19 protein-coding genes and 2 pseudogenes are annotated in these 20,979 nt (G+C 37.4%); 10 read left to right on the forward strand and 11 right to left on the reverse strand.

The genetic code is table 11. The features are described from left to right. Window positions 1-24 precede the first annotated feature (24 nt). The gene (locus PB1_RS11725; RefSeq protein WP_162139930.1) at window positions 25-1,287 is read right to left on the reverse strand and encodes an Nramp family divalent metal transporter; all 1,263 of its coding nucleotides are present in this window, start codon (window positions 1,285-1,287) and stop codon (window positions 25-27) included. Between the two features lie 504 nt (window positions 1,288-1,791). Between PB1_RS11725 and PB1_RS11730 the strand changes: the two genes are divergently transcribed. After that, the gene (locus PB1_RS11730) at window positions 1,792-3,753 is read left to right on the forward strand and encodes a hypothetical protein (RefSeq protein WP_004436792.1); all 1,962 of its coding nucleotides are present in this window, start codon (window positions 1,792-1,794) and stop codon (window positions 3,751-3,753) included. 226 nt (window positions 3,754-3,979) lie between these two features. Here PB1_RS11730 and PB1_RS11735 read toward each other — a convergent pair whose 3' ends face one another. Continuing rightward, window positions 3,980-4,717: a ZIP family metal transporter gene (locus PB1_RS11735; protein WP_004436793.1), complete on the reverse strand. Its 738-nt coding sequence runs from the start codon at window positions 4,715-4,717 to the stop codon at window positions 3,980-3,982. Window positions 4,718-4,894: 177 nt separating this feature from the next. Between PB1_RS11735 and PB1_RS11740 the strand changes: the two genes are divergently transcribed. Further along, window positions 4,895-5,215: an ArsR/SmtB family transcription factor gene (locus PB1_RS11740; protein ID WP_004436795.1), complete on the forward strand. Its 321-nt coding sequence runs from the start codon at window positions 4,895-4,897 to the stop codon at window positions 5,213-5,215. Here the strand turns inward: PB1_RS11740 and PB1_RS11745 are convergent. After that, on the reverse strand, window positions 5,212-6,135 hold the full coding sequence (locus tag PB1_RS11745) for a cation diffusion facilitator family transporter (protein WP_004436797.1): 924 nt from the start codon (window positions 6,133-6,135) through the stop codon (window positions 5,212-5,214). The genes PB1_RS11740 and PB1_RS11745 overlap by 4 nt on opposite strands. A 517-nt stretch (window positions 6,136-6,652) precedes the next feature. On the opposite strand from PB1_RS11745, the gene PB1_RS11750 reads away from it, so the two are divergent. The 4 genes from PB1_RS11750 to PB1_RS11765 all read left to right on the forward strand — a co-directional run bounded on the left by PB1_RS11750 (window position 6,653) and on the right by PB1_RS11765 (window position 9,903). Further along, the gene (locus PB1_RS11750; RefSeq protein WP_004436799.1) at window positions 6,653-6,991 is read left to right on the forward strand and encodes a hypothetical protein; all 339 of its coding nucleotides are present in this window, start codon (window positions 6,653-6,655) and stop codon (window positions 6,989-6,991) included. Between the two features lie 464 nt (window positions 6,992-7,455). Beyond that, window positions 7,456-8,319, forward strand: a complete 864-nt coding sequence (locus PB1_RS11755; protein ID WP_004436801.1) for a multicopper oxidase domain-containing protein — start codon at window positions 7,456-7,458, stop codon at window positions 8,317-8,319. Window positions 8,320-8,333: 14 nt separating this feature from the next. Beyond that, complete coding sequence (locus tag PB1_RS11760; RefSeq protein ID WP_004436803.1) at window positions 8,334-9,503, forward strand: ZIP family metal transporter; 1,170 nt, start codon at window positions 8,334-8,336, stop codon at window positions 9,501-9,503. 187 nt (window positions 9,504-9,690) lie between these two features. Further along, entirely contained in the window at window positions 9,691-9,903 is a 213-nt protein-coding gene (locus PB1_RS11765; protein WP_004436805.1) for a hypothetical protein, read from the forward strand. A gap of 195 nt (window positions 9,904-10,098) precedes the next feature. Here PB1_RS11765 and PB1_RS11770 read toward each other — a convergent pair. Continuing rightward, window positions 10,099-10,535: pseudogene (locus PB1_RS11770) on the reverse strand (GNAT family N-acetyltransferase). Window positions 10,536-11,035: 500 nt separating this feature from the next. Here PB1_RS11770 and PB1_RS11775 point away from each other — a divergent pair. The 3 genes and pseudogenes from PB1_RS11775 to PB1_RS11780 all read left to right on the forward strand — a co-directional run. Next, on the forward strand, window positions 11,036-12,193 hold the full coding sequence (locus tag PB1_RS11775) for an iron-containing alcohol dehydrogenase (protein ID WP_004436809.1): 1,158 nt from the start codon (window positions 11,036-11,038) through the stop codon (window positions 12,191-12,193). Between the two features lie 225 nt (window positions 12,194-12,418). Beyond that, complete coding sequence (locus PB1_RS18330) at window positions 12,419-12,547, forward strand: hypothetical protein (protein ID WP_004436810.1); 129 nt, start codon at window positions 12,419-12,421, stop codon at window positions 12,545-12,547. Window positions 12,548-12,559: 12 nt separating this feature from the next. Next, a pseudogene (locus tag PB1_RS11780) lies at window positions 12,560-12,907 on the forward strand (Dps family protein); the annotation flags it as partial. 98 nt (window positions 12,908-13,005) lie between these two features. On the opposite strand, the gene PB1_RS11785 reads toward PB1_RS11780, so the two are convergent. From PB1_RS11785 to PB1_RS11805, 5 genes are all read right to left on the reverse strand, one after another. Then, window positions 13,006-13,935: an NAD-dependent epimerase/dehydratase family protein gene (locus PB1_RS11785; protein WP_004436814.1), complete on the reverse strand. Its 930-nt coding sequence runs from the start codon at window positions 13,933-13,935 to the stop codon at window positions 13,006-13,008. 190 nt (window positions 13,936-14,125) lie between these two features. Continuing rightward, window positions 14,126-14,758 carry a TetR/AcrR family transcriptional regulator gene (locus PB1_RS11790; RefSeq protein WP_004436816.1) on the reverse strand — a complete coding sequence of 211 codons (633 nt, stop codon included), beginning with the start codon at window positions 14,756-14,758 and terminating at the stop codon, window positions 14,126-14,128. Window positions 14,759-14,884: 126 nt separating this feature from the next. Further along, the gene (locus PB1_RS11795) at window positions 14,885-16,255 is read right to left on the reverse strand and encodes a PTS ascorbate transporter subunit IIC (RefSeq protein WP_004436818.1); all 1,371 of its coding nucleotides are present in this window, start codon (window positions 16,253-16,255) and stop codon (window positions 14,885-14,887) included. A 23-nt stretch (window positions 16,256-16,278) separates the two neighbouring features. After that, complete coding sequence (locus PB1_RS11800; protein WP_004436820.1) at window positions 16,279-16,560, reverse strand: PTS sugar transporter subunit IIB; 282 nt, start codon at window positions 16,558-16,560, stop codon at window positions 16,279-16,281. A gap of 39 nt (window positions 16,561-16,599) precedes the next feature. Continuing rightward, entirely contained in the window at window positions 16,600-17,055 is a 456-nt protein-coding gene (locus PB1_RS11805; protein ID WP_004436822.1) for a PTS sugar transporter subunit IIA, read from the reverse strand. Window positions 17,056-17,426: 371 nt separating this feature from the next. Here PB1_RS11805 and PB1_RS11810 point away from each other — a divergent pair, with 371 nt between their 5' ends. Next, complete coding sequence (locus tag PB1_RS11810; protein ID WP_004436823.1) at window positions 17,427-17,708, forward strand: AbrB/MazE/SpoVT family DNA-binding domain-containing protein; 282 nt, start codon at window positions 17,427-17,429, stop codon at window positions 17,706-17,708. Window positions 17,709-17,787: 79 nt separating this feature from the next. Here the strand turns inward: PB1_RS11810 and PB1_RS11815 are convergent, their stop codons facing one another. Next, window positions 17,788-18,741 (reverse strand): MBL fold metallo-hydrolase, encoded by a 954-nt coding sequence (locus PB1_RS11815; protein WP_004436825.1) that lies wholly within the window; start codon window positions 18,739-18,741, stop codon window positions 17,788-17,790. 481 nt (window positions 18,742-19,222) lie between these two features. After that, the gene (locus PB1_RS11820) at window positions 19,223-20,851 is read right to left on the reverse strand and encodes an MDR family MFS transporter (protein ID WP_004436826.1); all 1,629 of its coding nucleotides are present in this window, start codon (window positions 20,849-20,851) and stop codon (window positions 19,223-19,225) included. Window positions 20,852-20,979: the final 128 nt, after the last annotated feature.

The following is a 20,979-nucleotide window of genomic DNA, read 5'->3' on the forward strand; positions in this document are numbered from 1 at the left end:
GCTATTTTTCGATTAAAGCAATATTTACCTGTTAAAGAAGGTCTGGTAAAGAAGGAATATATTCAATATGACAATTAATCCGGCAATGAACCAAGAAATAACAGTGGTTATTCGATGATTGACTAATCCACCCATCAGACGACGATTGCTAGTAAAAATAATTAAAGGGATAAGCGCAAATGCAATACCAAATGATAAAACAACCTGACTTATAACCAGGGCTTTTGTAGGATTAATCCCCATGGCAATAATGGCAAGTGCCGGCATCATCGTGATCAACCTTCTTACGTATAACGGTATCCTCCTATTAATAAACCCTTGCATAACGATATCACCAGACAGAGTCCCCACCGATGAACTTGATAAACCGGCTGCCAGAAGACCAATTCCGAACAGAATAGCAGAAAAGGGACTAACGAGGTTTCCTAATTCTTGAAATGCAACATCTAAATCTTGTATGTTAAGTCTATTTTTAAAGAACAGAGCAGAGGATATAATTAGCATACTCGCATTGATTGCGCCCGCAATAGCCATTGCAATCAAGATATCAATAAATTCAAACCGAAAAATTTTCCGGCGTTCTTCGTCCGTTTTTCCAATAACCCTTCGCTGAGTTAAAGCAGAATGTAAGTAAATCGCGTGTGGCATTACGGTTGCTCCAAGGATACCTGCTGCAAGCAAGACACTATCTACACCTTGAAACTGAGGTACAAAAAGTCCATTTAGAAGAGGGCTAACTTCTGGTTTTGCATAAAATACCTGAATTCCAAACGCAATGACTACAATGAAAACCATACCAGTAATGGCAGCTTCAAGTGGCCGAAATCCTCGTCTCTGTAATTCAAGAATTGCAAAAGAGCTTGCTGCTGTAATAAAGGCTGCCGGTAACAAAGGAATACCAAAAAGTAAATTCAATCCTAATGATGCACCAATAAACTCGGCGAGATCAGTTGCCATGACAACGAGTTCAGCCTGAATCCATAATCCTATGGAAGTAGGTTTAGAAAATTGTTCACGAGCAACTTCAGGTAAGTTTTTTCCTGTAGCAATTCCTAGTTTTGCTGACAATGATTGAATCAGAATACCCATTAAGTTGGAAGCGAGAATCACCCAAAGAAGTAAATATCCATACTGTGAACCTGATGCAATATTGGTTGCAAAGTTTCCAGGATCAATATAAGCTACCGCGGCAATAAAAGCAGGGCCTAAAAACGGCAAAAATCTTTTCAAACCCCGTGTTTGCCCATCTAAAGCAGCACGAGCAGTCTGTATAGTTTTGTTTTCCATGGGAAAATGTTCTTGTTTAACAGCGTTGCCGTTCATAACATTCACTCCTCCTATCTTATATTCTTAAAAACCAATAAATTGGATTGTCGTTAAACCATTTGTTTTGCCCAAGGGAAAATTTTAAGGTAAAAAAATATTGTTATAAAAAACGTTAATTATTAATTTTATCAAATAGTGATATATTTTCCTCTTTTTTTCCTTAGGGAAACTTTTTAGGTATCGTCTATAATATATTTGTTGGACCAGAACATTGTCAAGATAAAAATAAAGCCTATCTGAGAAGATAAATACAATCGAAAATGAATGATGGATATACACCAAAGGAGTTTTACTTGAATTTGTATTATAGTTTATCAACTACCGCCTTAAGGAACCAGCTTTTTTCTGTCAAAAATCGTGTTGATGAAATCGACAATAAAAAGTTATGTAGCTTTCAAAATTTTAGAAATGTACCTATTAACAAAGAAAAATTGGGTAAGCTAATTTTTTGAAGGGAGGCTAAATATGAGAGTCAAAAAATTGCTTACCGTTATCGCTCTATTACTGTTTATCGTTGTGGTCGGCTTTTTCATCATCACATTCATGGAACCTGAGTACGCCTACATACCTTCAAAGGAAAAAGTGATGTCAAAAGAAAATAGGATGATGACAGGTGCCTTTGATATTTGGGGTGAAATGATTTCGAAAGAAGAAGCAGAAAAGCAATTAAAAACACCCAAGGGTCGTGCGTATTTATCTGCTGAAAACGGAGCTGTCAAAATCGATAACAAACTGCTTAACCTTGGGAGAGAAACCTTTTATAAGGAAACGTTTGGTAATGAAGTCTTTTTAACGGATGTGTTAGGGATTGTCAATGGACCGATTACTGTGGCCAATATGGCGAAAGCAATCGTTGCACTGAAAGGAAAAGGAACAACGAATCTTCAGGTTGAACTAGCGGAAGCAGTAAAAATCGGGGACAAAACATTTAAGAAGGGAGATAAAATCGATACCGGAATCGATGTGCCAAAAGGGGTTTATGCACCGCTTGGCATGCCAGTGAAATATTCGGAAGGTAAAATCAAAGTTGGAATTAGTTGCGCTGCTTGTCATGCAACCGTCCACCCCAAAACACTTGAGGTTATGGATGGTGTTACGAATCCTGATTTAAATACCGGCCTTATCTTAGCTTTAGCGACAAATTCAGCTGCTTATTTCCCTCATTCAGAAATAAAAAGTATTAAGAACTATTTAAAAGATCTTGATCGGAAGGTTGTTACGACAAATGGAAAAAAGGAACCACTGCCAGATCCAAAAAAATTAGAAGCTGCGGTAGATCAAGTATTTATAAAATGGCCGCGAGGAAATTTTGACTCATCGATTGATATGAAAAGTAATCCGACACAAATACCGGATGCCTTTACATTGGGCGATCATCCATATAGTTGGAGTGGCGCAGCCATGGCCGGTCCGTTTAAAGGTTTAACTGTGTTCAGTAATAATGTCCATGCGCAAAATTCGGATGCGCTTGCACAGGCTCCTGTTAGTCAAGCTCTTTTTGGAATCGACCCAGAGGTTTATATTGGAACCATTCTACAAAATGCAGCTGACCAAAAATATAGATATGACCCTAAAAGAGGAGAGAAACCATCTGTGTTTTTTGCCAAAATTGATCCTACACCAGGGGTTCCGGGGATTAATCAAATGGAGAAACCCCCTTCTTTTCCAAAAATTACGTTGGTGGCGCCAGATGGACTGCACGTGAGTTCCCCAGGCCACAAAGTGAATGAACAAAATAACGCAGTAGCAGGTTGGCAACTTACGCTTGAGCCTCCAACACCACGAAAAAAAGTAAATAAGGAAATGGTCACCGAGGGACGAAGGGTGTTTGCAAAAGCCGGGTGCATCACCTGCCACGCAGGTAATTATTTGACCAACAATAAGGTGATTTCAGCAAAAGTGATTGGAACTGAGCCTACAAGAGCAGGAGCTTTTAAGAAAACGGAAAAAATATTTGGAGAAAGTACAATCTATTCACTAGATACACCTGTCCCTGTTGCTAAAAATGCAAAGGTATTGAAGGTGCCTACAAAACAGCTTGATCCTGAACAAATCAAACTTGCTTGGGCAAAAGGCGATTCACCTGGTGGTTATAAAGTGCCAAGCTTAATTGGCCTTTATTGGAGCGCCCCTTATTTACATGACGGCGGTGTTGCTGTTGGAAAGTCACTAAAACAGGCAGGTCTACCTGAGACAATGTTAAAAGGAATATCCGCCGATCCACACAATAGTTTGCTCGCGTTAATTGATCGAAATATAAGACAAAAGGTGATAAAAACCAATCAATCATCAGAAGATTTAAATGTAGTTAGAATCACAGGAAAAGGTCATGAATTTTGGGTTGATTCCGGCTCTGGTTTTTCAAAGGACGAGCAAAAAGCACTTATCGAATATTTATTGTCTTTGAATTCAGTATCACAAAATTAAGCAAGAAAGATGACAAAAAATACCTGCTTTATTTGAAGTTAGGTAGTTTTATACCATATTGAAAGTCGTTGTAGATATGTATTGAGGACTTCGATAAATGAGGTTATAAAGAATCGCTATTAACTGCTAAGCAAAACGCATCATTATTTGCTACGCACCTTGCTTATTTTTTTCTCACTTTTCCACGTTGCCAAACATATGGCAGCTCCCTCAATGCTTATATATATTAATGAATCATTGGCATAAAAATCGTAAACATTTTCATTAAGATGACCCCTAACAAGGTGGTCATCACCACTTTTATTAGGGGTAAAGCTAAAGAATGCTTCCATAATATTTCATAAAAAGATACATAACTTAAAGTGCCAATGGCTGCACCGCTTAATAACGTATAGAATTTTACAGATTGAATTTTTAATTCGATACCCCAAAAGGTATTTAATCCAACAGCAAAGGAGAGGATGAAGCAAAAGAACCAGAATATTTTTAATTTCATTTTTGAGTGCAAAATGGAAGCCATCATAATGACCCCTTCAGGAATGTGGTGAAGGACAATGGCAGCTATTAAGAAGGAATGATTTAGAATCGGTTTTTGAAGATTCATTCCTAATGCAACACCTGTTGGAATACTATGGATAAATAAAGCGATAAATAACAAAATGAACGATTCTATTTCTTCCTTGTAACGATGTTTCGTTTTATGCACTAATCGGTCGATTATTTCCATGAAGATTACTCCAAGCGATATACCTGCATAAACTCCTATAGGATTTAAATATTGAAGTGTTTCTGGAAGTAAGTCAAATCCTATCAGCCCTATTAATAACCCACCACAAAATACATTTATGTATAAGTTGTTTACCTTTAGATTGGAAGATATATACTTGGTAATCCATCCTCCCAGTGTGGTGCCTAAAAAAATGAATCCCATAACATAAATACTGAATTTTAACTCGTCGATCATAAAAGGCCTCCACATATGTGTTAGTTTGTACAAGTATATTCACTTAAATTAAAATCAATGTATTCATTAATAATTCTCTAGTCTAAATAATTAGATACTAAAAATCATGGGTGTAGAAAGCCCATGATTTTGCTTCAATGCAACTATCGTTATAATAAGACTAGGAGGATGATAACTATGGAGAAAGATAAACAACAGCCTAATGCAAAGGAACTTGATGAAGAGACCTTATTTATTGTTTCTCAAACTTTTAAGGCATTATCTGATCCAACCCGGATTCGGATTCTGCATTTATTGTTCCAAGGGGAACATTCAGTAAACGAAATCGCTGAAAAGCTATCCTTACTCCAATCAACTGTTTCGCATCAGCTGCGCTTTTTAAAAAACCTGCGTTTGGTAAAATTCAGACGTGAAGGAACTACCCTATTTTATTCATGTGATGATGAGCATGTAATGGATCTTCTAAAACAAACGATTGAGCATGCCAATCATCATTAATTACAGCTTCCATGATGATTCGGACATCCATGCTCCTCTTTTTCTACCTGGATCGTACTATGCTCGATTCCGAAATCATCATGGAGGATGGATTGTGCACGATGTAAAACTGTATCATGTACTCCATCTCCTTCAATGGAAATGTGACAACTTAGCATTGGCATACCGGAAGTAATCGACCAAATATGCAAATCATGAACTTCTTTTACCTTTGGTATTGCCAAAAGGGAAGCTCTTAATTTTTCCAATTCAAACTGCTTAGGAGTTCCTTCCATCAAAATATGGATGGAATCCTTTGTTACCCTCCAGCCACTAATGATAATGAGTATAGCAACGATCACACTTGCAATTGGGTCGGCAATGCCCCAACCAAAAAAGAAAATAAGTAAGGCAGCGACGATCGCACCAACAGAACCAAGCATGTCTCCTAAAACATGAAGAAACGCACTTCTTACATTAAGGTTTTCGTCTTTATCCCCTCTCATTAAGATCCAGGCAGCGATAATATTTACCAATAATCCTATGGATGATATTGTTAACATTCCCAAACTTTGCACTTCAGGTAGATTAAAAAATCGTTGATACGCTTCATAAAAAATATAAAGAGAAATAAGGATGAGGGTAATTCCGTTTAATGCAGCTGCAATAATTTCAAATCTCTTATACCCGTAAGTTTTTGTATCTGAGGCCTTTTTTTCCCCAAGTTTAATCGCAAAAAAACTTAAACCCAATGCGGCTGCATCGCTAAGCATATGACCTGCATCTGAAAGCAAAGCCAAACTATTTGTTATAATACCGCCGATAACTTCTACAACCATGAATGATGAAATTAATAACAAAGACAAAAATAAAGCTTTTTTATTCCCTGTATGTGCATGCGAGTGGCCATGTCCATGGGAATGTCCATGATGATGTCCCATATTCTTCTTCCTTTCGTTATATGAATATATGCTCATATATATTATGTGTTATATTCAAGAATAGTTCAACTTTTATTTACAATTTTCCGTTTTTTATCCGGATAATACCAATTTCTATTGGATTATTCAATTTATCTTCCACCGGCTCTTAATTCATATATTATTTGATTTTATAAAAATAAATAAAACATTCACAAGCAAATCATTACACACTTACACATTAAATATATAAATAAACAAAAGAACCTTATAAATGTGCTCCTGTTTTAAACTATTCAACCCTAAACAAAAATCTTTCATTTCATTTGTTCCCCCCAAATTTCTTGCGATCTTATCCTATATAAGGCTTTCTCTCCAGTTTTTCAACATTCTCATGATAAAAAAAGTGAAAACTTATTTAACTTTAACATTACCGCTTTTTTTCTTAAACTTTTTGTAATAAGATTTGAAAAGATCATCTTTTATTAAGTATTAAAAAGGGGTTAAAGTGCAGTAACTGTTAGGAGTGTTAAATGAAATGTCAACTAAAATAAAATGGTTAAAGTGGTTAAGTTTTTTGATCGTTATTCTGATCATCATACTCGGCGTTTTTTTCTTCGTACCTTTTAAACAAACTCCATCAGACGATACGAGAATGATACTGGACCATAGAACGAAAACATACATTGCTCCAATCTGTTTTGAGCAATCGATTGCATCCAACTGGCTAGAGGAAACGACATTAAAAAAAGTGAAGAAAACATATTATGAACCAAACACAAAATGTACAAAAGAAGCTTTAGAGGGAAAACAAACCACACTATTTCTTATGCTTGCGGAGAAATTTGGTATAGTAGAGAGCAAATGGGATTGGTAAATTTGGATTATTCATTAAATTAAAAAAGGGATATAATGTTATTTCTCCAATGGCTGTCGACTTTGTCGACAGCCATTTTTATTCTAAGAACAAGTGAATCCAAAATTAAATATCCTTTCGAAACGTATTAAGTCTGTACGAACTTTAGGTTCCCATGATCAATCCCTATATTATAAATACAAACTTTATTGTAAACTTAATTATTTGTCCATTATGAATATTAAAATAATATTGACAAAATTTAGCCGTTGGAATAAAGTTTAGAAAAGGATCATACTTTTGCACAAAGGAAACTTTTTAGAGGTTGTTCAAAATTGTCTAAACAAAACCAAATATCTAGACGAGATATATTAAAATTGGGAGCTACTGGCGCCTTGGGGTTGACAGGGAGTTATTTTCTAAATGGATTAACATCATTTAATTCCCCAGTTAAAGCTCAATCGCATAATAAGAGGCACAATAATATGGACCATAATCAAATGATGAACGATAATACGAAAACTTCTGGTTACAAAATGGCTGAGAAACTATTAACTGAATTTGATTATGGAAAGGTAACCAAACTTTCTAACGGCCAGACCCTGCGAGAATATGAAATTGTTGCTATTGACAAAGAAATTGAAATTGCAAAAGGCATTAAATTTCCAGGGTGGACGTATAACGGAACCATTCCAGGCCCTACGTTTCGTTGTACGGAGGGAGACTTACTTCGTTTTCATTTTACAAATAAAGGAAGCCATCCTCACTCTATTCACTTTCATGGCATTCATCCGCCAAATATGGATGGAATTACTGCGATTTACCCAGGGGAAAAGTTCACTTATGAGTTTGAAGCCAAGCCATATGGATTGCAGATATATCATTGTCATGTATTACCACTTGCCCGTCATATTCATAAGGGGTTGTATGGAAACTTTATTATTGATCCGAAAACACCAAGAGAACCGGCGTTAGAGTTAAATATGGTAATGAATGGGTTCGACTTGGATTTGGACGGTGAAAATGAGTTTTACACCGTTAATGGATATGCCTTCGCATTCATGAATCATCCAATAAAAGTAAAAAAAGACCAGCTAGTCCGTATTTATCTTAGTAACTTAACGGAATTTGATTTAATTAACTCTTTCCATCTTCATGCTAACTATTTTACGTATTATCCCACAGGAAGAAATGATAACCCGGCTCAATTTACCGATACGATCATGCAGTGTCAGGGCGAGCGCGGGATTCTAGAAATGAGATTTCCATACAAGGGAAGCTACATGTTCCATGCCCACGTCAGTGAATTTGCTGAATTGGGATGGATGGGATTTTTTGAAGTAGAGTAAAGGAGGTTGGCAAAATGAAGGAAAAATGGATTATCTCAGGTTTAATTCCTTTAGTAATGTTTATAGGGGTATTATCATGGGTGTTGAAAAACGGAGCAGGTGTCGAACAAGATCCTGCTGCACCTATCGAAGTATTGAATATTGAAAGGATTAAAGTAACAAATTCAGGGTTTGAACTTTCGGTAAGTAATACCGGTCCAGAAACGCTTACGATTTCACAAGTGATTGTAGATGATTCTATTTGGAATTTCAGCGTTTCCCCTAATCCTACACTCAAACGATTTGAGAAAGGAAAAGTAACAATTTCTTATCCATGGGTTGAAGGAGATCCTCATACCATTAAAATCATCACTGAAAATGGCATTGTAACCGAAAGAGAAATTGCTGCGGCAACACTGACTCCTGAAGCTAGCTGGAGTAACTTTTTAAACTATGGATTTATCGGTTTTTATGTCGGAATTGTCCCTATCACTCTTGGTTTATTATGGTATCCATTTATGAAGCATTTTAAGCGAAAATGGATTAATGCCTTACTTGCACTCACTGTCGGACTCTTATTGTTCCTATTTGTTGGAACACTTGCTGACGGATTTGAAATCGGCGCCGAGGCTCCTTCTGTCTTTCAAGGGAATATGGTCGTCATAATAGGAGCTGCAATTACCTTTTTACTATTGATCGGATTTGACCAATATCAGAATAGAAAACTAGAATCAAATGGCTACTCACCTTACAGATTGGCACTTCTTATGGCCATTGGAATTGGGCTTCATAACTTTGGGGAAGGATTGGCAATCGGATCGTCCTTTGCTCTGGGAGAAGCCGCACTAGGAACATTTTTAATCATTGGGTTTACTCTACACAATATTACAGAAGGTATCGGAATAGCTGCTCCACTTTTAAAAACCAAACCACGAACAAAGGACTTTTTGATTCTCGGAACAGTCGCTGGTGCACCTGCGATCCTTGGTACTTGGTTTGGTGGGTTCATTTTCTCGCCAATCTGGGGTGCTCTATTCTTAGGAGTTGGAGCAGGGGCCATTTTGCAAGTGATTTATGTCATTACGAAAATTCTTATTGAAGACCATAAAACCTATAGGGAACCATTCGTCTCATGGTTAAATCTTTCCGGGTTCACAATTGGACTGTTAATCATGTACTTTACAGCATTTTTTGTTAAATATTAAGCTAGCAACTTTTGAATGTTTGTCCCTTCAAGTGCTGTCCAAATAGAATTTTTATCCTTAATCTTGTGTCATTTTACACCCTTGAGAAGGATGGGAGGTTCAAGGGAATATATAATAAATAAGGCCTTATTAGCATATTGTTATATGTGAACATTTTTAAAATAAAAAATGATGGAGGAAAAAAATCATGACACACGAAATTAGAAAAGCGAAAATTAAATGTGAATTCACGAATGGTTTTTCTCTATCCCCCGATACTTCAACAGAAAATGCTTTACGGAAAATTTTAGATGCAGTAAAAAACGGGAAGACTGCAGAGGTAAAAATTGTTGCAGAATATATGGATGGAACAGAAGCAGATTTTGAATTTGCAGATGAAGAAGATGAGGAGGAGGACTAATTCAGAACTCTTACCGTTCAAAAAAGGAGAAGATAAGATATGATATTAGGTCAATAAAGTAGACACAAAAATTTATAAATTTTTTAGCAGCTACCGCGCTATCGCTTGGTGGCCTCTTCAATAGGTGAAGGATGTCCCCATCCTTCACCTATTGAAGAGGTTATTTTCTTTTACCACAAACATTTTACTCATACCTTACTTTAAAGAAGTTTTAAATACATAACTTACTTTATCATAATTCATTTTATTTTCGTAAAATCGGTGTGCTTCTGTACGTTGTATACCTGAAGATAAAGCAACACTTTCATAATTATTTTCTTTCGCCCATTCATGAACATATGTAAGCAATCTCTCACCGTACCCTTTTGAACGCTTATTGGCATCTGTAACCAAGTCACAAACCCAAACAAATCTGCCATAATAAAGTGTTATCATTGGCTGAAAACCAACAACTGCAACAATTTCATCGCCATCAAATAAAGCGAACATTTTATATTCTTCTTTTTCTTGCGCCTCCTTTATTAGTTCAAGGTAAGAACTTTCATCAAGATGAGTTCGCAACTGCTCATAACTGGAAATGCTGCAATAATCTCATTACGTGATTGAAGTTCTTTAACTGTTAAAGTGTTCATAATAAACCCCTTTTCGTAATTATTTGTAAATTAAGTTTATCAATTTTTTCTGTTAAACTGAATACTCCATACATTTAATAACAATTATTAAAATTACAGCAGAATTGAAAACGCAATTCTTATTTAGACTTATGTTTCTAAAATTACGTCATCTAGTCCAAAAAGGTTTAAATAAAGGGAGAAGCCATGAATGGAATGTAAGAGGTGCCCCATCGAACATAATTATTTCAATTTCTACACATAATAATTTTCGGGTCTTACCATCAATTAAACCTACTAAGGAGTGATCACTCATCTTTAATCAGCATTTCTCAAATCCAAAGCACGTTACAACAAATGCAAAGCTCAGTACAAAGTATTCACCAGTGATTTAACAATATTTAACAGCGACTTATTTGCTTTAAAATGTATCCTAATTTATGTTCGTGAATGTACATTCATTGGGAGAATGTTATTAATTGCTTCTATGAATAGACTATCAAAATGAGGAGGATGTTTGTATGACAAACACTCAAAGTATATTTTACATACCTTCAGTCAATTTGTTTGGTCCAGGATCTGTTAATGAGGTTGGAACTCGATTAGCTGGCCTTGGCGTGAAAAAAGCTTTATTAGTTACAGATGCTGGTCTTCACGGCTTAGGTCTTTCTGAAAAAATTGCCAGTATCATTCGTGAAGCTGGTGTGGAAGTATTAATTTTTCCAAAAGCCGAACCAAATCCAACTGATAAAAACGTCGCAGAAGGTTTGGAAGTGTATAACGCTGAAAACTGTGACAGCATTGTCACTTTGGGCGGCGGAAGCTCGCATGATGCTGGAAAAGGCATTGCATTAGTAGCTGCTAACGGTGGAACAATTTACGATTATGAAGGTGTCGATAAATCAAAAAAACCAATGGTCCCGCTCATTGCGATTAATACAACAGCTGGTACAGGCAGTGAATTAACTAGATTTACAATCATCACAGATACTGAACGTAAAGTGAAAATGGCGATTGTTGATAAACATGTAACACCTACACTTTCAATCAACGACCCAGAACTAATGGTCGGAATGCCTCCGTCTTTAACAGCTGCTACTGGATTAGATGCATTAACTCATGCAATTGAAGCTTATGTTTCAACGGCTGCTACTCCAATTACAGATGCACTTGCCATTCAGGCGATCAAAATCATTTCTAAATACTTGCCACGTGCATTTGCAAATGGCAAAGATATGGAAGCACGTGAGCAAATGGCCTTCGCTCAATCATTAGCTGGTATGGCATTTAATAACGCTTCTTTAGGCTATGTTCATGCAATTGCACACCAATTTGGCGGATTCTACAACTTCCCTCATGGCGTTTGCAATGCGATCCTTCTGCCACATGTATGCCGATTTAATTTAATTTCTAAAGTGGAACGTTTTGCAGAAATTGCTGCTCTCCTAGGTGAAAATGTCGCCGGCCTAAGTACTCGCGAAGCAGCTGAAAAAGGTATTAAAGCGATCGAAAGAATGGCTAAAGACCTTAACATTCCAAGAGGCTTTAAAGAACTGGGTGCTAAAGAAGAAGACATTGTGACTTTAGCTGAAAATGCGATGAAAGATGCAACGGCATTAACAAATCCTCGTAAACCTAAGTTGGAAGAAGTTATACAAATTATTAAAAATGCTATGTAATTCGACAAAAATGAAGAGGCTGTCCCGACAGTCAGTGGAACTGATTGCGGGACAGCCTTTTTTAGCTTACGTATGCTGAATTTGTAATGTACCCCGAATTCTCCTTGTTTTCTTCGCTTTTTACAAAACCATGTATGTTTTAATCATTCTTCCGGAATATCGGTGAACTGTGTCTAGCCCACAACATAAAATGGTTTAGAAGCGTGTCTGAAAGGAGATGGGGTAATGTCTAATAATCTTCATGCTGTCATGACTGGCTTGGATCAGGAATATGCCGAAAGGCTGGCTGATGCTTTTAATGTCTACTTAGCCAATCTTCACGTTACACTAATAAAAATACACAACTTTCATTAGAACGTAGTTGGTGTTGATTTCTTCGATTTTCATAGAGAATTGGATACGGTTTATGAAGAAGTTAACAAGGAAATTGACCGGATTGCGGAACGCATTAAAATGTTGGGGTTCTACCCGCTTGGCTCGATGAAGGATTTTGTCCGCAATGCTACTCTGGAAGAAGATCCCAGCATGCCTTATGATACATTTACAGTTGCATATCTTGTTGCAAATGATTTTGCATCTACCACCCGCTGCTTACGTGAAGTCAATGAATTTGTAAGGGAAACAACGGATGAATTTTCGATTGATCTCATTGCAAATGCATTAGCTTTCTTAGAAAAATTTGTCTGGTTCTTCACGGCATACTTAAAAAAATGAACTGCCCACAAGTTCCCAAAACAGTGAGCACACAAAAAATCCCATTTCACCCGTTCCATTTGAAATGGGGTAATATCTATTTACGTGCTCTTATTAACTTACATATTCCCGATATATTTTCTGAACCAGTCTACTGTTTTCCGGATGGCTTCTCTATGTTCTGTCACTTGAAACGGAAATGCTTTTGCAAATTTTGCATGGCTGACAATAAACGGTTTATTGAACATATACATCATTTCCTTGAATTCACGCATGTTTTTATCAAAAAGTCCAAGAACATTTACTATTTGTGAAGTTGCGACACGGTATGTTGGCTTTTTGCCAATTTCATCGCCAACCATTTCAATTAATTCTCTTGTAGATACTGTGGGAGCAGCCGGAATATGCCAAACTTGACCAAGTGATCCATCGTTTTCTGACAAGGTTACAAGTCCGCGTGCAAAATCTTCAATAAAAATGTGGGTATGAGGGAGATCGATGTTCCCGATTGCCTCGGCTTTCTTCCCCAATAATAGATTTCCGATTACCCTGCTTCCCAATGTCGCCACTAAAGCTCTTGGACCGAAAAAATCAGGGCCTCTTCCGATTACTGCCTTAATCTTTCCTTGCTGATGACTGTTAAGAAGGTTTTCAGCTACTTGAGCACGCACCTTTGTTTTAGCTCCAATTGGCTTATAAGAAAGATCTTCATGATAATCAACATTAACCGGACCATAAGCATACAGATTATCGGCATAAATTAATTTCGCTCCTGAAAAAGCTGCCGCTTCAATTAATCCATCCATTATCGAAGGTAAATGATCGGACCAATCTGAATACGGTAAACCTGCACAATGAAATATTTTTTCTGCATCTTTGCAAATTTCTTTTGTAAAATTTCGGTCACGTGCGTCACCTTTGATCATTTCCACTCCTTGTGGAATATCTGCTTTTCCTGTCCGATTTATGACCTTCACCTTTTGCCCGCGGTTCAAAAGTTCCCGTAAAACGGCCATTCCAAGCGGACCTGTTCCAAAAATATAGTTCATCTCTCTCCCTCAACTTTCTTTTCTTAAATCTTTACCTTTTGTTTACTCAAATTAAATAGTTTACTTATGTTAATTATTTAACATGAATTAATAAAATTTGTCAATTGTCTTTTTAGAAAATTTTTCATATAATTTTCGACATAAAAAAGGGTCAGACCCCTCGAGTCAGACCCTTGAAGAAAATTTTCACCTATTTACATTTTATTAAGTCTAGATGAAGCCGGTAATAATCCATAAAATCACGGGAACTATAAATATGTGATGTTAAGTAAGCACCATAAAAAATCGTAAATAATATTTTTACGAGATCATCTGTTGTTTTATCTGTCATAATGACACCGTCTTGTTTAGCTTCTTCAATATATTTATAGAAAATATCGCCAAGATTTTGCACTTCCGGCTCGACAAGCTCCTCGTGTTCAGGAAAAAGCAAATGAATTTCCGTTTCTGTTAAAATCGGCATACGCGGATGCATTTTTTGCTCGGACAAAAAGCTGATCAAACTTAACATTAATCCTGGACGAACCTTTGCACTTTCAGCAATGCTCTTAAATAAAAACTCAATGGCTGCAATTCCTCTCTTCGGTTGAAGCTGCAAATCGATTAACCGCTGCGACAGCCATATTCTCATACAATAGACTAACAGGTCATCTTTTTGCGGAAAAAACTTAAAAAAAGTAACTTTTGATACTTCTGCCTTTTTGCAAATATCCTCCACATTAACTTCCCGAAAAGTATTTTCGCCGATAAGGTCCAGCCCCGCCTGTAAAATAGATATTTTTGTTCTTGCTTTCTTTATTTCCCGTAACGAATGATCTTTCATTGCAGTACCACCTTACTTTTGATTAACCATAATTTAAAAATTAACACCGGTAAATTGAAATGTCAAACAATACGGGAAGCAAGTATTAATAAAAGCGGCCTTATTTGACTGTACATTTAAAGCGGTTTATGTTTGAATTTGGCTATCGTTGTTTTTCGATTTTTTGAAGAAGCCAAATAGAACTGAAATGAATAAGATTCCAAAAACAAGGATTGTAACACCAGCAGCCCCAAAAGAATTTGCCATATAGCCGAGTATTATACCTGTCACACCAAAATCACTGTCTGAGAATGTTGTGTTTGCAAAGCCCAAATCTCCTAAAACCGGAAGCAAAAAAACTGGAAGGAAAGTGATAAGCAGTCCGTTTGCAAACGATCCAATTATTGCTCCGCGGATTCCGCCCGTTGCATTACCAAATACACCGGCAGTTGCTCCGGTAAAGAAGTGAGGTACTACTCCCGGCAGGATAATGACTGCCCCAAATGCTCCGAGGATGATCATTCCTGTAATCCCGCCGAGAAAACTGCAAAAGAAACCAATTATAACTGCATTTGGTGCATATGGAAATACGATCGGACAATCAAGAGCCGGTTTTGAGTTTGGCACTAGCTTCGTGGAAATTCCTTTAAAAGCAGGAACGATTTCTGCTAAAACCAGACGTACACCTGAAAGGATGACAAATACACCTGCTGCAAATGTTACAGCTTGAATTACCGAGAATACGAGATAATGAGTCCCATCGCTCAGCTCTTTTTCAACATAAGTTGGCCCTGCAAAAAGAGCGATAATACTATATAAGATCGTCATCGTCAGCGCAATCGTTACAGATGTGTCACGCAAGAATCCAAGTCCTTTTGGAAAATTAATGTTTTCCGTAGATTGTGAGCCTTTTCCGACAACCTTTCCGACCAGCCCTGAAAGGACGTAGCCAACGGTTGAAAAATGGCCGAAACCGACATTATCATTTCCGACAATTTTTCTCATAAAAGGCTGGGCCATAGCCGGAAATACAGCCATTATTAAACCAAGCGTTATAGAACCAACAACAATAAGCGATACCCCTTTTAAACCCGATACAACAAGAATGATGGCGATCATGCAAGCCATATACAATGTGTGGTGCCCCGTTAAAAAGATGTATTTAAATCTGGTAAATCTAGCTACTAAAATATTTGCCAGCATTCCAAAAAACATGATGAGAGCTGTTGCAGATCCGTATTCAGTCAGTGCCATAGCCACGATTGCTTCATTTATTGGCACAACGCCGTTTACATGAAAGGCTTCCTGAAACATTTTTCCAAATGGTTCAAGTGAACCGACAAGAATTTTAGCTCCAGCCGCTATAACAAGAAATCCTAGGAATGATTTAGTTGTTCCTTTTATAATTTCATTAGCCGGTTTTTTCTGAAGAATGAGGCCAATTAATGAAATAATTGCGATTAAAATAGCCGGCTGGCTTAAAATGTCCATCATCAATTTAAAAAATCTTTCTCCCATCACCTATTCTCCCTCTCTGATCCTTAAAGCAGTCCTCTTCTTTGCAATTCTTCCTTCAACTTTTCACGAAGTCCATCCATATCAATAATACTGTCAATAACAACAACATCCCCTAAATGGGAAGCTCCTTCAGCGATATCCTTTGCTGCAATAAACAAATCCGCCATATCAGGTGTTGCAGAGCTTAAATCGGAATGGCCGACTTCAATACCTGTAACCCCAAGTTCATTAAGAATTTCTTGAACATTGATTTCCAGCATAAAGCTGCTTCCCAGGCCTGAGCCGCATACTGCCAGAATTTTCATATTAATTCCTCCTATTCCATCGTTCTCCAAGTTTAGTAGTTACATAATATTTGAATATTCTTGAATAAGTCCAAGAACCTCTTCGACTTCATTAAATCCTTTCAATTTTTGTACGTTTTCTTTTTTGCTTAACAGTTTTGTTAATTGGGAAAGTGCTTTTAAATGTGTGGAATTATCAATTGCCGCAATACAGAACAATAATGAAACAGGGTGCTTTTCATCATTCAAAAAATGCACTGGTTGTTCAAGTTTCAAAAAACTCATCCCCACTTTGTTCACTCCCGTTTCAGGTCGTGCATGCGGGATCGCAATTTCCTGGCCGATAATAATATATGGACCCATTGTTTTAACATTATTGATCATGGCATCTATATATGAAGGTTCAATCACCCCTTTCGAAAGCAGCGGTTTGGCTGCTTTTTTAATTGCTTCTTCCCAGTCTGATAACTGATCCGCAAATTGGATTGTTTCTTTCGTCAATAAATCACTTAACACTGGTCGTTTCCCCCCTAAATCCGACTGCCTTTTTTTGAAAGGTCAATTTGTCAAATTCCTGTCTAAAGCTTAATACAGTAATATATTTCTTTTATACCCTTAGACGATATACCGTGCTGCCGATTGCAAAAAGAAGATGGAAAACTTCTTTCACTAAGCTAGTATCAAAATAGCTTTACAGGTTTGATTTCATTATACAGCTTGTTTCTATACTTTTTGAAGCATATTTATTCCCCGGAATGTACAGCGGCCATATCGTGTATTTTCTAATCTTCAAGTATTTTTGTTGACTCTATTACACTACAAATATATAATAAAAGTAAAAAGTGGTAATTTTTTTAAATAATGTAAATAGAAAGGGGGATTTAATTATGAAATCAACAGGAGTTGTAAGAAAGGTGGACGAACTTGGGCGTATTGTAATTCCGAAAGAGTTGCGAAATACGTTTGATATTAAAGAGAAAGACCCGCTTGAAATTTTCGTTGAGGAAGACAGGATTATTTTGAAGAAGTACAGCCCTTACAGGGCCTGCATGATAACTGGGGAAGTTTCTGATCATAATATTTCCCTTGCTGATGGAAAAATTATTTTAAGCCGTGAAGGCGCTCAAATTCTCCTAAACGATTTACAACAGTTGCTTAATGAAAGTTAAATTCAAAAGGCTGGCTCATAAAGGTCTGACACCTTATTAGAGGGGTCTGACCCTTTGATTATGAGTCAGCCTCTTGCTTTTATTTGAATTCACTAATTTTGGGAAGTCTATTTTCTTCCGGCCAATATGTTTCCCCGATTGTTAACACTTTTTGCATTTTTTTGTCAAGCATCAGTCTGTCCCATTCCTTCTGCATCCTCTCAAGTGCTTCCGGTCCGGTATCATCGGCAAGACGGTAAGCTCCATAGTGCATTGGGATAAACACATTGCCTTTCAACTCAAGAAATGCTTTGATTGCATCTTCGGGATTTATGTGTGAAACCGACATAAACCATTCCGGTTCATAGGCGCCGATCGGCATTAAAACAATATCAATTTTGAATCGGTCGGCAATTTCTTGAAAGCCTCTGAAATAACCGGTGTCTCCGGCAAAATAAACGGAGTGTTCTCCATTTTCAATAATCCATCCGCCCCAATGGGAAGTGTTTGTATCACAAAGTAACCGTTTTGTCCAATGCTGGGCAGGAACAAAAGATATTGACAAAGTTCCATCCAAAAATGTATCCCACCAGTTGGCTTCAATGACATTTTTATACCCTCTTCGAGTGAAAGCAGATTTTAAGCCGATGGGAACGTAAAAAACCGGTGAACCTTTCAGTTTGCGGATCGAACCGAAGTCGAGGTGGTCATAATGGCTGTGCGAAATAACAACAATATCAATCTCTGGCAATTCTGCAATTGGAATTCCGGGTTCTGTCAAGCGTTTTTGGAAGCCCATCCATTTCGCCCATACCGGGTCGGTTAAAATATTAAGACCATTCATTTGGATAAAAAAAGTTGAATGGCCAATCCATGTGATCGACATTTGCGTCCGATTTTGCTGTAATTTCTCGATTTCTTTTTGAGCTGACTGAGGAATTTTGACAGATAAATCTTTTTTCTTCGCCCGCCGCTCTCTTGACCAGCGCACCATATCTGAAAAGGACTTTGAAGTTTGTACATGATCATAATTTTCGTAGCGGACCCGTTTCATTCTTTGATCTCCTCTTAATCTTCCATTCTCTTTATGAATGTCTATAAATATTTTAATGCTCCTAAGCACTTTTGACAAAATCAACGCTTCATATTCCCGATGAAATTCTTGCTCATCTATTTGTTATCGGCCGCTTTTCGGTTTTTTCGACCAGTTTTTCTTAATGAGAGTTGTTATTACTAAGAAAAACCGGGAATCCGAAAACCCGGTCTTTTTTCATATAATAGAATGGTAGCTTATAAATTTGATCGACGGCTCATAAATTGAAATAAAGGCTCATATATCTGAATGAAGGCTCATAATTCGAAATAAAGGCTCATATATCAAAATGAAAGCTCATAATTCGAAATAAAGACTCATATATCAAAATGAAGGCTCATAAATGAAAATGAAGGCTCATAAATTCCATTGATCCTCATTAAAAGCGATAAAGGCGGCAATAATTTTTAAAAAATAATGCCGCCTTCGATCATTTTATTAATTAGCTTTCATTATTGCTTAATTTTCCACGCACTGCCCTTTGTTTATTTACGTGCCGAGGACGGTCAGAAGCACTTCTTAACGGAATTTCCTTTAAAAAGAAAGTTAGGACCACTCCTATTAACATTGTTAATGTTACAAACAGAAACACGCCTGAGAGTGCGTACGTTAAGGCTTCCTGTAATGAATGGATCATGTTTCCAAAAAATGGAATCGCTTCTTTCGGAAGCATGCTTTTGACTTGATCTAATTTTTCATGGTCCAGTAAAAGCTGAGGGTTTTGCAATGATTCCATTTTGCCGGCAAGTTCAGGTGAAGCGGCCATGTGATTTGTTTCATTGTTTTGCATCATGGTTTCCATTTTGTCTTTCATACGCGAATTTAACAATGTACCCATGATCGCTACTCCGACTGTTCCACCAATTGAACGGAACAGTTGGGACGAGGCCGTTGCCACCCCGAGCAGGCTCTGATCAACCGCATTTTGAACGGTCAGTGTAAAGACAGTCATTCCAATCCCGATTCCTAACCCGACAAGAACGAGGTAAAACACTAGTACGAATTGAGAAGTATTCATATCCATTGTCGAAAGCAAATATAAACCTAAAGTCGAAATACAAAGGCCAACAATGGCTTGAACTTTGTATTTTCCTGTTTTTGTAATGATTTGGCCGCCGATGGCACTTGCAAATACGAGCCCAAATGTCATCGCCATCGTAAGAAAACTCGAGTGTGTAGCAGAAAAACCAAGTACACCTTGAATAAAGTAAGGAACGTACATGACGCCCCCAAACATCGAAACCCCAATCACAAAACCGATCACATTTGAGATGGAAAAAACGCCGTTCTTAAACAAGTCAAGCGGCAATATTGGACTCTTTGCTTTTCTTTCAAAAATGATAAAAATGAAAAGGAAAACAATCGTTGCTCCGAACAGTCCAAGTATTTGTGCTGAATCCCATTCATATTTTGTCCCGGCCCAAGAGAAGCCAAGCAAGGCAAATACAATCGTTGCTGTTAAGAAAAGAGAACCCGCGTAGTCGACATTTTCCCCCCGCTTTTTTTCAACTTTAGGGAACAGTTTCCAAATGAGGACGAGCGCTACTATTCCGAGCGGAAGGAATACCCAGAATACCCATTTCCACTCAAGATTATCAACAATATAGCCGCCGAGTGTCGGTCCGAAGACGCTTGAAACCCCGAATACGGCGCTCATCGCGCCTTGCCACCTGCCGCGTTCTCTTGGAGCAAACAAATCACCAACCGCAGTAAACGCTGTTGACAAGATCATCCCGGCTCCCAGCCCTTGAATGCCCCGGTACGTAATCATTTGAAAGATATCTGAAGACGTTCCGGCAAGAAACGCACCGATAGAAAAAATAATGATTCCGATAATAAGAAAGGGTTTCCGTCCATATATATCAGACAGTTTACCTACTAAAATCGTTGTAATGGAGCTTGTCAGCATGTAAATAGTAAAAACCCAGCTGTAATAATCAAGTCCCCCCAATTCGGAAATGATTTTTGGCAAAGCATTGCCAACGATCGTCTGATTAACCGCAGCAAAAAACATCGCTGCAATGATGGCAATCATGATAGCAATTTTTTCTTTGTGACTTAAATGTTCCATCCAGTTTTTCACCCCAACTTCATTTACCAATGATTAATCTGTATTAATATCTTCAAAAACTAGGAATTTCATAACGCCTGCGTTCCTTAATTATATAAATATTTCACTTAGTTAAGTATTAGTAAATA

The organism is Bacillus methanolicus PB1 (genome assembly GCF_000262755.1).
Classification (GTDB): domain Bacteria; phylum Bacillota; class Bacilli; order Bacillales; family Cytobacillaceae; genus Bacillus_Z; species Bacillus_Z methanolicus.